The organism is Mesorhizobium sp. YC-39, assembly GCF_025753795.1.
In the GTDB taxonomy this organism is placed as follows: Bacteria; Pseudomonadota; Alphaproteobacteria; order Rhizobiales; family Rhizobiaceae; genus Mesorhizobium.
Map to the genome: position 1 here is coordinate 1,097,706 of NZ_JAOWPS010000001.1, position 11,982 is coordinate 1,109,687.

Consider the following 11,982-nt stretch of genomic DNA (forward strand, 5'->3'; position numbering starts at 1 on the left):
TGAGGCGGCCTGGCCGCCTTTTTTGTGTCCCAGGCCGGATCGCTCAAATTTATGTAAACCTTAAATTAATCACGATCGTAAGCATTACATTAACCTTGTTTTGACGATTGCCGCTGCAATGTCCGGCTTGGCTACGTGGTTTGCCAAGGGCGAGGTTCGGACAGATGCCAGCATCCCGACTGATTATTCTAGGCGTGGCGGTGGCTGCGGCGGGTGGCGCAGGATATGTTGCGAAAAACATGGTGGCGCCGCCGCTGCCACAAATCGTCGAGTCCCCCCAGGCGCCGGCGATCGCGCTGCAGGACGTCCTTGTCCTATCCGGCGACGTTTCGATGGGGAACCAGCTTGAAAACAACATCAGTTGGGAGTCCTGGCCGGCTAACGGCATCAACGCGAATTTCATCACCCGCGCCGCCGAGCCCGAAGCGCTGGAGAAGCTGAAAGGCGCTGTCGCTCGCGTGGCGATGTATGCTGGTGAGCCGCTGCGGCGCTCGAAGCTGGTCGGCGAGGGACAAAGCTTCATGTCGTCGATCCTGCCCTCCGGCATGCGGGCGGTCGCGACAACCATATCGGCCGACACTTCGGCTGGCGGCTTCATTCTTCCCAACGACTTCGTCGACGTCATCATGACCCGCAGATCCGAGGCCGCCAATGGCGCGCCCGCTGGCTTCACGACCGAAACCATCCTCAAGAACATCCGCGTCCTGGCGATCGACCAGACCATCCAGGAAGACGAGGAAGGCAAGAAGACCAGGGTCGGCCAGACCGCCACGCTGGAACTGACGCCGCAACAGGCTGAAATCATCACCGTCGCCCAGCAGATGGCGGATCGCCTGACCTTGGCGCTGCGGTCGATCACCGACACCCAGGAGAAGAATCTGGGCGAGGCCGATTATCTTGTTTCCGGCAATGGGCGGCGCGGGACGGTGCGATTGATCAAGTCGGGCGAAGTTTCCGAAGTGGGGACAAGGAAATGAGGCTAAACGGCAAACTACCGGTCACCCTGGCTGCGGCAATCGGCCTTCTCCTTGCAACGAATACGCATGGCCTCGTCGAGGCGAATGCGGCGGGCAGGAATGCCGATGTGACGGCTTCGACAGCCACCCAGCGCGTCAAGCTCGGATTGAACAAATCGGTGGTCATCGACCTGCCGAGCGACGCCTATGACATTCTCGTCGCCAACCCGACGGTTGCCGATGCGGTGACCCGCACCGCCAGGCGCATCTATCTGTTCGGCAAGCAGGTTGGCGAGACAAACATCTTCGTCTTCGGCCCCAATGGCGAACAGATCGCCAGCCTGGATCTGGCGGTTGAGCGCGACGTCGCCGGGCTCGAGGATTATATCCAGCGCTTCATCCCGACGTCGCAGATCAAGGTCGAGTTGCTGAACGACAACGTCGTCCTGACCGGTACCGTTGACACCCCCCTGGATGCCAAGCGCGCGCAAGACTTGGCGGAGATCTTCGTCTCCGGCGGCGAGGCGACCACGGGCCAATATTCGCAGACCGCGGCCGGCGGTTCGGCCGAGTCTGGCGTCGCCATCGACAATCCTGACGCCGAGCGTCGCGTCAGCAAGATCGTCAACCTCTTGCAGATCATCGGCGACGATCAGGTGACGCTGAAGGTGACGGTTGCGGAAGTCAGCCGCGCGGTGATGAAGCAGCTCGGCGTCAACATGATCGGCCAAGGCAGCTTGAATGGCATCAGCTACGGCGCGCTGAGTTCGCCCAATTACGGATTGGGCAAGCCAATTTCGGCGAATTCAGTCTTGAGCCTGGGCGACGGGCTGGGAAATGGACTCCAAACCTATATCAACGCGATGGAACAAAGCGGCGTCATGAAGACGCTTGCCGAACCGACGCTGACGGCAGTTTCGGGTGAAAAAGCGACATTCAAGGTCGGCGGCGAATTCAATCTTATCACGGCCCGAACGAACAACGTTTCCAACGACAACCAGACGGGCCAGGTTACCTACACCAACGAAAAGCTCGAATATGGAATTGGGCTTGAGTTCCAGCCCGTGGTGCTCTCAGCGGGCCGCATCAGCCTCAAGGTGAGGACGTCGGTTTCAGAACCCACGTCGGAGGGCTCCACAACCCTCGAAGGGCGCGACGCGTTGCCCGGTCTCACTTTGATGTCAATCCGCAAACGCCTCGCGGACACCACGGTTGAACTGCCTTCCGGCGGTTCGATGATGATCGCCGGTCTCGTTCGTGATGACGTTCGTCAGGGGGTATCGGGGTTGCCTGGCCTGACCAAGATACCGGTCCTCGGCACGCTATTCCGCAGCAGGGACTTTGTCCGCAACGAGAGCGAGCTCGTCATCATCATCACTCCCTATCTGGTGAAGCCGGTGGCGCGCAACGATCTCGCCAAGCCGGACGACAATTTCAACGCCGCCAGCGATGGCGCCGCCATGTTCCTTGGCCGCGTCAATCGCGTCTACGGCACCATGCAGACCGACAGGCCCAATGGCCGTTATCACGGCGTTGTCGGCTTCATCTACAAGTAAGCGGGGAAGCGGACATGTCTCAGTCAGCATCGAAGGCAAGGACGATCACCGCGGCGGTGTGGTCCGGCCATTTGCGAATCTATCGGCCAGCCATCCCGGTCCTGGCGGTCGCGTTCGCGGCATTGCTGGCCGGCTGCGCCGACCTCAGGCGCGACAGCGTCACGGTAGGCGCCATTCCGGACGATTATCGCACCAACCATCCGATCGTGATCGCGGAGAAGAACGAGAAGATCGACCTTCCGGTCGGCGCCGGCGATCGCGGCATGACGCGCTCGCAACGCGACACGCTGCTGGGCTTCCTCGACGGTTACGACAAGAGTGCCGCTCCCACCCTGACCATCGCGATCCCGAGTGGCTCGGCCAACGAGATCGCCGCGACCGCGGCCGGCCGCGATTTCGCCAGGCTTGCCATTGCCAGTGGCATCAGCCGCAGCCGGATCGTCGTGACCACCTACCAGTCGGTTTCGCCCGAAGCGTCCGCGCCGATCCGCGTCGCCTATGTCTCGGTGAGGGCCCAGACCGACAAATGCGGACGCTGGCCCGAGGACCTGCTGGAGACGTCGGAAAACAAGCACTATGCCGATTTCGGCTGCTCGTATCAGAACAACCTTGCCGCCCAGATGGCCAATCCGGCCGATCTGATCGGGCCGCGCAAGCAGACGCCCATCGATGCCGAGAGGCGCGGGGTCGTCATTGATGGATATCGAAACGCCCCATTCTATACGCCGGTTCCGGAAACAGAAGTCGACTACTGACCGATCGCGGGTTGGAGCAGCGGACATGAGCAATCTCGCCTACGAAGCCTCTTTGGATAGCGGCGAAGCCTCGCAACAGGATATCGCCGCGATGCAGGCCTTGCGGCCGATCCCGCGCATCTCGATCCAGGCATTTTGCGAGACCGATGGCGTTGCCAATCCGGTCGAGCGCGCCGGCGAGGACCGCCGTATGGCCAAGGCCCATCTGAAGGTCCATATGGGGGGCATCCCCACCGCCATCGAATTCTACCAATCGGCGCCGACGCCGAACCTGATCCTGCTGGAATCACGCAGCGAGCCGAAGCAGCTGCTGGAACAACTCACGCAGCTCTCCGAATATTGCGATCCAACCTCGAAGGTCGTCGTCATCGGTCACTACAACGATGTCGGCCTCTACCGCGAGCTCATCCGTTCCGGTATTTCGGAATATGTCATTGCGCCGGTGTCGATGGCCGATATCGTCAGCGTGATATCGTCGATCTTCGTCGATCCGGAAGCCGAGCCGATCGGCCGTTCGATTGCTTTCATCGGCGCCAAGGGCGGCGTCGGCTCCTCGACCATCGCCCACAATGTAGCCTGGGCGATGTCGTCCCTGTTCAAGTCGGAAGTGGTCGTTGCCGATCTCGACCTGGCTTTCGGAACGGCCAACATCAATTTCGATCAGGATCCGGCTCAAGGCATTGCCGAGGCCGTCTTTTCACCGGAACGTATCGACGAGGTCTATCTCGATCGGCTGCTTGCCCAGTGCGCCGAACACCTGTCGCTGCTTGCAGCGCCTTCAACGCTCGACCGGGTCTACGATTTCGATCCCGACGCCTTCACGCAGCTTATCGATACCGCCCAGCGCAGCGTGCCGCTTCTGGTGCTCGATGTTCCGCATGTCTGGACAGGCTGGACCAAGAACACGCTGACCAAGGCCGACGAGATCGTCATCACGGCGACGCCGGAGCTGGCCAATCTGCGCAACACCAAGAATCTCGTCGACATGCTCAAAAGGCTTCGACCGAACGATCCGCCGCCGAAGCTGATCATCAATCAGGCCGGCGTGCCGAAGCGTCCGGAGATCGCGTCATCCGACTTCGCCGACTCGCTCGGCATCTCGCCGATGTCGGTTATTCCCTTCGAGCCGCTGCTGTTTGGAAACGCCGCCAACAACGGGCGCATGCTGGGCGAGATGGATGCCAAGAACCCGGTCGTTGCCATGGTCAACGAGATTGCGCATGTGCTGACCGGGCGCAGTGAAATCAAGGTGAGAAAAAAAGCCGGCCTTGGCAATCTCCTTGGCAAGCTCTCGCGCAACAAAAAGTGATGCTTCCGTGGCGGAATTGGTAGTCGATCATGTTTGGTAAGAGAGGCAGTGACGACGGCAGCCGGTTCACGCCGGAATTCCGTCAGCCGGCACCTGCGCCGGCCGCCCCGGCACCGGCAAACGCCGTGGAAACGACGGTTCTTGCCAAGCCCGCGCCGCCGCCATCCGGCACGGTTGGCGCGCCTGCGCCGCCGCCCGCGCGCCGTGCGGTCGAGGCGCCGCCATTGGCGCCAGAGCCGAGAAAGGTCCAGCGCGAAAAGAGCGAAACCTACTACGACACCAAGAGCCAGGTCTTCTCGGCGCTCATCGACACGATCGACCTGTCGCAACTCGCCAAGCTTGACCCCGAAAGCGCGCGCGAGGAAATCCGCGACATCGTCAACGACATCATCGCGATCAAGAATTTCGCGATGTCGATTTCCGAGCAGGAAGAGTTGCTCGAGGATATCTGCAACGACGTGCTGGGCTACGGCCCGCTGGAGCCATTGCTCGCCCGTGACGACATCGCCGATATCATGGTCAACGGCTCCAAGAACGTCTACATCGAGGTCAACGGCAAGGTCGAGCAGACCGGCATTCGTTTCCGCGACAACCAGCAGCTCCTCAACATCTGTCAGCGCATCGTCAGCCAGGTTGGCCGCCGTGTCGATGAATCGAGCCCGATCTGCGACGCCCGTCTTCCTGACGGCTCCCGCGTCAACGTCATCGCACCGCCGCTCGCCATCGACGGCACCGCGCTCACCATCCGCAAATTCAAGAAAGACAAGCTGACGCTCGATCAGCTGGTCAAGTTCGGCGCCATTTCGCCGCAAGGCGCCGAGATTCTCAAGATCATTGGCCGCGTCCGCTGCAACATCGTCATTTCGGGCGGTACCGGCTCCGGCAAGACGACGCTGCTCAATTGCCTGACCAACTATATCGACCGCGAGGAGCGCGTCATCACCTGCGAGGATTCGGCCGAACTGCAACTGCAGCAGCCGCATGTCGTGCGTCTTGAAACCCGCCCGCCCAATCTCGAAGGCGAAGGTGAGGTGACCATGCGCGATCTGGTCAAGAACTGCCTGCGCATGCGGCCCGAGCGCATCATCGTCGGCGAAGTGCGTGGACCGGAAGTGTTCGATCTTCTGCAGGCGATGAACACCGGCCATGACGGCTCGATGGGAACGATCCACTCGAACAGTCCGCGCGAATGCCTGAACCGCATAGAATCGATGATCGCGATGGGTGGCTACACGCTGCCGCAAAAAACCGTGCGCGAAATTGTGGTCGGTTCCATTGACGTGATCATACAGGCCGCTCGCCTGCGTGACGGATCGCGGCGCATCACCCACATCACCGAGGTGATCGGGATGGAAGGCGATGTCGTCATCACGCAGGACATTGTCCTCTACAATATCAAGGGCGAGGACGCGAACGGCAGACTGCTGGGCGAGCATGTGTCGACCGGCATCGGTCGCCCGCATTTCTGGGACCGTGCTCGCTATTATGGCGAGGAACAGCGTCTCGCCAATGCGCTCGAGGCGATGGAGAAACGCGCTGACTGACGCATCCGCAGGGGCGAGGGTCGATGTTCGGAATTGACGCCACCGTATTGGCATTCATCGTGCTCGCAGGCTTCAGCGCTGGCGGGGTTGCCTATGCTTTTCTGTTCAACCAGATCAGCGAGGAGAAGCAGGTCGGCAGGCGGCTCGAGACGATCAAGACCGCCGAGACGGATCGTGCCGTCGTCAACGCCTCGCGCGATCGCGTGGCGGAAGCCGCCAAGCGGCGCAAATCGGTGCAGGACTCGCTGAAGGAACTCGAACAGAAGCAGAAATCCAACCAGCGCATCGTCAAGAAGCCGCCGCTGAAGGCCCAGATCCGCCAGGCGGGCATGAAGGTCTCGCTCGAGCGCTTCTATCTCTATTCGGCCGTCTGCGGCGTCGTCCTGACGTTTCTTGCTTATTTTATCGGCGCGCCGCTGTTTGTCTTGCCGGGCGTGCTGCTGGTCGGCGCTCTCGGCCTGCCGCGCTGGTTCGTCTCGTTTTCCCGCGCTCGCCGGATCAAGGCCTTCCTCAACGAATTCCCGAACGCGCTCGACATCATCGTGCGTGCGGTAAAATCGGGCCTGCCGCTGAACGACGCCGTCCGCCTGATCGCCAACGAATCTCCTGAACCGGTCAAGACCGAATTCCGCCGCATCGTCGATTCGCAGCAGATGGGCCTGTCGATCCCCGACGCCAGCCTGCGTATGGCCGAAACCATGCCTTGCACGGAGGCGAGCTTCTTCGGCATCGTTATCCAGATCCAGTCCCAGGCCGGCGGCAATCTTTCCGAGGCGCTTGGCAATCTTTCGCGCGTGCTTCGCGACCGCAAGAAAATGAAGGCCAAGGTCCAGGCGCTGTCCATGGAAGCGAAGGCGTCCGCCGTGATCATCGGCGCATTGCCTTTCATCGTCGCCTTTCTCGTCTACCTGACAAGCCCGAACTACATCATGCCGCTGTTCACCACCAGCGCCGGCAATCTGATCCTTGGCTGTTCGGCCGTCTGGATGTCGATCGGCATCCTGGTGATGCGCAAGATGATGAACTTCGATGTCTAGGATTGAAAGCGCATGACCGAACACGTCATCAAGACCCTTACGGATCCGGCATTGCTGATTGCCATGCTGGTCGCCATCGCCGTGTTTGCGACCGCCATCACGCTGCTGCCCGCCTTTGGTGGAAACCAGCTCAAGACGCGCATGAGATCCGTTGCGCTGGAGCGTGACGAGTTGCGCGCCAAGCAGCGCGCGCGGCTGGCCGCCGAGGCCGATCGCCGTCGCAAGGGCCTGCGCGAGGAACAATCGATCGGCATGCGCAACATCGTCGACCGCCTCGATCTGAGGCGCGCCTTGGCCGATGAAGGCACGCTGCAGAAGCTCAAAGTGGCGGGCTTTCGCGGGCAAAACCCGCTGACGCGCTTCCTGTTCTTCCGCCTGGTCTTGCCTTTTGTCGGCTTCGCGTTGGCTGCCGTTTACCTGTTCGTGCTGGGCGGATTGCCCGAGCAGCCGCTTTTGATCAAGATATTCGTCTGCATCGTCGTTGCCTATGCGGGCTTTTACGCGCCTGTGCTCTATGTCAACAACCGAGCCACCAAGCGCAAGCAGTCGATCCAGATGGCCTGGCCCGACGCGCTCGACCTGATGCTGATCTGCGTCGAGTCAGGCATGTCGGTAGAGGCGGCACTCCGCAGGGTCGCTGACGAGATCGGTGCACAGTCGGTAGCGCTCGCTGAAGAGTTCATTCTGACCAATGCCGAGCTTTCCTATTTGCAGGAACGCAAGCAGGCTTACGAAAACCTTGCAAGCCGCACCGGCCTGGAATCGGTGAAATCGGTATCGCAGGCGCTGGTCCAGGCCGAGCGCTACGGCACGCCGGTGGCGCATGCACTGCGCGTACTTGCCGCCGAAAGCCGTGACATGCGCATGAACGCCGCCGAGAAGAAGGCGGCGGCCTTGCCGCCCAAGCTCACCGTGCCGATGATCCTGTTCTTCCTGCCGGTGCTGTTCGCCATCATTCTGGGGCCTGCAGGCATCCAGGTGAGCCAGCAAGGCATCTTCGGCGACCAGCCGAAAACCAGCAGCGAGTAGCCGAGCCAAGGCGCCGATACATGCGAAAGCCGCAGTGCGGATGCAACGCGGTCTTGGTATTTCCGGCATATCGAATTGAGTGTTGGCGGGGCTGGCATCGTTCGATGCAGAGGGCCGCGCGATCAGTTGGTGGCGGGCTTTGCCTTGTCCTGGTCCTTGAGCTGGCTCCAGGCATTTTGCTGGGCAAGCATCTGGCGAAGGTAGGCGACATTCGCCTGCGCCTGATCGGGCGACAGTTCCTGAGAAGCGATCTTCTCGGCCTCGTCGAAGCGGCCCTGCAGGCCGACGACCAGCGCCAGGTTCTGGCGGACACGGCTGTCGGCGTTCGGCTGCTGGGCTGCCGAACGCATATAGGTCTCAGCCGTGCGCAGATCGCCTTCCAGCACATAGGACATGCCGAGATTGGAAAGGATCGAGGGTTCGTTCGGCTTTAGGTCCAGCGCCTTGCGGTAATTCTGGCGCGCTTCGTCCTTCTGGCCGAGCTGGTCGAGAATGGCGGCCTCCGCCGATACCAGCTTCCAGTCCGGATATTCCGGCGTTTGCGCGCGGCGCACGGCATCGAGAGCTGGCTCGAACTGGCCGTTGGCGGCCAGCGCCTTGCCATAGGCGGCAAGCACGTCGCGGTCCTTTGGCAAGGCGATCGCCAGCTTGCGCATCACGGCGAGCGACTGGTCGGCGTCGCCATCCATTTGCAGCGCCGCCGCATAATTCGTTGCGATCCGCTTGTCGTTGGGATTCCTGGCATAGGATTGGCCGAGCGCGACCGTAGCATTGTGCAATTCGCCAGCCGCCATGGTTTCCAGCGGTTTGCCGCTGGAACGCGCGATCGAGCCGGTCGTGAGCTTGCTGGTTCCGCAGCCGGCGACACTGGCTGCAAGCGTCACCATCAGCGCGGTGGTGATCAGCCGTTTTCCCGTGGCGTGCATCATTCGGTTGGTCGGCATCAACATCGGCCTCTATCCGTGCGCGCGGCCATTGCGTGGCCATCTTCCCTCCCAAAGAAATATTCTGTTAACCCTAACGGAGAGTTAAGAAACGCCGACTCAAAGCCGGAGACCATTGATGCCTGTAGAACTCATCGAGACGAAACCGAAGAACGCGTTGCCGGTGCATCTGGTCGCTAGGGACGGCCTTGAGGCAGCTGACCTTGCGCCATCGTCGGCCGCCTGGGCGAGAGCCAATGGTTTTTCCGGCGAGGCGGGCAGGACGCTGATCGTGCCCGGCGAAAACGGCGCGCTGGCCGGAGCGCTGTTCGGCATCGGCGAGGGCGACAGCGCACTTGCTGTCGGCGCGCTGGCGAGAGCCTTGCCGGAAGGCGACTGGCATTTCGCCTCCGCACTGGCCGAACCGGAACTTGCGGCCATTGCACTGGTTCTCGGCGGCTACCTCTTCACCCGCTACGGCAAGAAGCCCGGCAAGGCGCTGCGTTTTTCGCTGCCGTCCGGCGCTGAAGCGGCTTATGTTCGCCGCATCGCCGATGGCGTTTTCCTGACGCGCGATCTGGTCAACACGCCGACCAGCGACATGGGGCCGGACGAGCTGGAGAATGCTGTTCGGACCTTGGCCAAGAGGTACAAGGCTGAAGTGTCGGTGACCAAGGGCGACGATCTTCTCAAGAAGAATTTTCCGATGATCCACGCGGTCGGCCGTGCCTCGGCCGATGCGCCGCGTCTGATCGACATGATCTGGGGACCAAAGAACGCGCCGAAGGTGACGCTGGTCGGCAAGGGCGTCTGCTTCGACACCGGCGGCCTCGACATCAAGCCGTCATCGGGCATGCTGTTGATGAAGAAGGATATGGGCGGCGCCGCCAATGTCCTGGGTCTCGCTTCGATGATCATGGCCGCCGGGCCGAAGGTTCGGCTGCGCGTGCTGATCCCGGCGGTCGAGAATTCCATCGCCGGCAACGCCTTCCGGCCCGGCGATGTGCTGGCGAGCCGCAAGGGCATCACCGTCGAGATCGGCAATACCGACGCCGAGGGGCGGCTGGTGCTGGCGGATGCACTGGCGCTGGCCGATGACGAGGAGCCACAATTGCTGGTCGACATGGCGACCCTGACGGGGGCCGCACGGGTCGCGCTCGGGCCCGACTTGCCGCCCTTCTACACCGGCGATGACACGCTGGCATCCGAACTGGCGGCGGCCTCGATCGCGGTCGAGGATCCGCTGTGGCGCATGCCGCTTTGGCGGCCTTATGATGCAAAGCTGTCGTCGAAGATCGCCGACATCAACAATGTCACCACTGACGGGTTCGCCGGTTCGATCACCGCGGCACTGTTCCTCAAGCGCTTTGTCGAGAAAACGGTCTCCTGGGCGCATTTCGACATCTTCGCCTGGAACCCGGCCGATCGTTCCTACGGTCCGGCCGGCGGCGAAGCGCAAGGCATCCGCGCGCTGGAGAATGTGATCTCAAAACGCTTTCGGTCATAGCCAACGAAGGTTCGCGACTGAAACGGAACCGAAACAATTTGCCGTCATGTTGGCCGGATGTCGATCGCGATGCGTCCGAGCCAGGCCATGCGACTGTGGCAGCAGGTGATGCTGTCGCAGGTGCGCGAAGGCGCGCCTGATCTCACCATGCGCCAGACGGCGATCCTGTTCACCATCTATCTCGATCCGCCGCCGCATACGGTGCGCGGGCTGGCCGCGCGGCTCAACGTCACCAAGCCGGTCATCACCCGAGCGCTCGACACGATGGGCGCGCTGAAGCTGGTCTCGCGTCATCGCGACGAACTCGACAAGCGCAACGTGCTGGTCAAGCGCACGGTCGAAGGCGCGCTCTTTGTCGAGCGCTTTGGTGATGGTATCATCGCCAGAGCCCTGGAACTGCCCATCTAGGGCAAAAGATCAAACGCCAAGATAGAACAGAGTTGCCGATTTGACTGCCCGTGACGCCCGCCTCCACGCCTTCCGTTCCGACCTCGCCGACGCTCGGCTGAAGGGCGAGGTTGCCGCGGACCGTTTCGTCGCCGGTCGGCCGGCGCGGATCACTGCGTCAGTGGCCGACATACGCAAGGCGCCGCGCCCCGATGCCGGCGTCAATACCCAAGCCCTGTTCGGTGACGATGTCCTCGTCTTCGAGGACGTCGAAGGCTGGGCCTGGATCCAGGCTGAGCGCGACGGCTATGTCGGCTATGTCGCCGACACTGTGCTTGGCGCGCGCGACCATGCGCCGACCCATGTCGTTTCGGTGCCGCGCACCTTCCTCTATCCCGGCCCGGATTTGCGGTTTCCCATCAATGGACAACTCTCGATGGGATCGGCGGTGACGGTCACGGGTGCTGCCGAAACGCGCGGAACGCACTATGCGCTGCTGCCATCCGGCGAGGCGATCGTATCGGGCCATTTGCGGCCAGTCGGCGAAGCGGCCGCCGACTATGTCGCTGTCGCGGAGGCCTTTCTCGGTACACCTTATCTATGGGGTGGTGCCTCCGGCTTCGGCATCGACTGCTCCGGCCTCGTGCAATTGGCGATGCGCATGGCCGGCCAGCAAGTGCTGCGCGATTCCGACATGCAGGCGGCGACCATCGGCGAGCCGCTCGATCCCGGCCCGGATTTTGCCAGGCTGCGGCGCGGCGACCTGGTGTTCTGGAAAGGCCATGTCGCTGTAATGACCGATGCGAAGACCATGATCCACGCCAACGGCCACACCATGCTGGTCTCGCGCGAGGGGTTCAAGGATGCCGTTGCCCGTATCGGCTATCTCTATGGTGGGCCAACGGGGTTCCGACGGCCGTAGGAAGAGAGCTTGTCCTTCCCCACAAGGGGGAAGGGAAAGAACGATCACCTTTTGTTC

General features: G+C 61.9%; 11 protein-coding genes. 10 read left to right on the plus strand and 1 reads right to left on the minus strand.

Translation table 11 applies throughout. From position 1 onward, the window contains the following. Nucleotides 1-164 precede the first annotated feature (164 nt). The 7 genes from cpaB to OHD62_RS05270 are packed head-to-tail and all read left to right on the plus strand — an operon-like array spanning nt 165 to nt 8,186. On the plus strand, nt 165-977 hold the full coding sequence (gene cpaB, locus OHD62_RS05240) for a Flp pilus assembly protein CpaB (protein ID WP_263781384.1): 813 nt from the start codon (nt 165-167) through the stop codon (nt 975-977). Continuing rightward, nucleotides 974-2,512, plus strand: coding sequence for a type II and III secretion system protein family protein (locus OHD62_RS05245; RefSeq protein ID WP_263781385.1), 1,539 nt, complete (start codon nt 974-976; stop codon nt 2,510-2,512). Before cpaB ends, OHD62_RS05245 begins: the two co-directional genes overlap by 4 nt. Before the next feature lie 14 nt (nt 2,513-2,526). Further along, nucleotides 2,527-3,267, plus strand: a complete 741-nt coding sequence (locus tag OHD62_RS05250) for a CpaD family pilus assembly protein (protein ID WP_263781386.1) — start codon at nt 2,527-2,529, stop codon at nt 3,265-3,267. A gap of 25 nt (nt 3,268-3,292) precedes the next feature. Further along, complete coding sequence (locus tag OHD62_RS05255; RefSeq protein WP_263781388.1) at nt 3,293-4,576, plus strand: AAA family ATPase; 1,284 nt, start codon at nt 3,293-3,295, stop codon at nt 4,574-4,576. Nucleotides 4,577-4,605: 29 nt separating this feature from the next. Further along, nucleotides 4,606-6,120 carry a CpaF family protein gene (locus OHD62_RS05260; RefSeq protein ID WP_263781390.1) on the plus strand — a complete coding sequence of 505 codons (1,515 nt, stop codon included), beginning with the start codon at nt 4,606-4,608 and terminating at the stop codon, nt 6,118-6,120. A 23-nt stretch (nt 6,121-6,143) separates the two neighbouring features. Then, nucleotides 6,144-7,157: a type II secretion system F family protein gene (locus tag OHD62_RS05265; protein WP_263781392.1), complete on the plus strand. Its 1,014-nt coding sequence runs from the start codon at nt 6,144-6,146 to the stop codon at nt 7,155-7,157. Between the two features lie 12 nt (nt 7,158-7,169). Beyond that, complete coding sequence (locus OHD62_RS05270; protein WP_263781394.1) at nt 7,170-8,186, plus strand: type II secretion system F family protein; 1,017 nt, start codon at nt 7,170-7,172, stop codon at nt 8,184-8,186. 122 nt (nt 8,187-8,308) lie between these two features. On the opposite strand, the gene OHD62_RS05275 is transcribed toward OHD62_RS05270, so the two are convergent. After that, nucleotides 8,309-9,130 carry a tetratricopeptide repeat protein gene (locus OHD62_RS05275; protein WP_263782298.1) on the minus strand — a complete coding sequence of 274 codons (822 nt, stop codon included), beginning with the start codon at nt 9,128-9,130 and terminating at the stop codon, nt 8,309-8,311. Between the two features lie 118 nt (nt 9,131-9,248). Here OHD62_RS05275 and OHD62_RS05280 point away from each other — a divergent pair, with 118 nt between their 5' ends. The 3 genes from OHD62_RS05280 to OHD62_RS05290 are packed head-to-tail and all read left to right on the plus strand — an operon-like array spanning nt 9,249 to nt 11,925. After that, nucleotides 9,249-10,616: a leucyl aminopeptidase family protein gene (locus OHD62_RS05280; RefSeq protein WP_263781395.1), complete on the plus strand. Its 1,368-nt coding sequence runs from the start codon at nt 9,249-9,251 to the stop codon at nt 10,614-10,616. Between the two features lie 57 nt (nt 10,617-10,673). Next, nucleotides 10,674-11,024, plus strand: a complete 351-nt coding sequence (locus OHD62_RS05285) for a MarR family winged helix-turn-helix transcriptional regulator (protein WP_263781397.1) — start codon at nt 10,674-10,676, stop codon at nt 11,022-11,024. 40 nt (nt 11,025-11,064) lie between these two features. After that, nucleotides 11,065-11,925, plus strand: coding sequence for an NlpC/P60 family protein (locus OHD62_RS05290; RefSeq protein WP_263781399.1), 861 nt, complete (start codon nt 11,065-11,067; stop codon nt 11,923-11,925). Nucleotides 11,926-11,982: the final 57 nt, after the last annotated feature.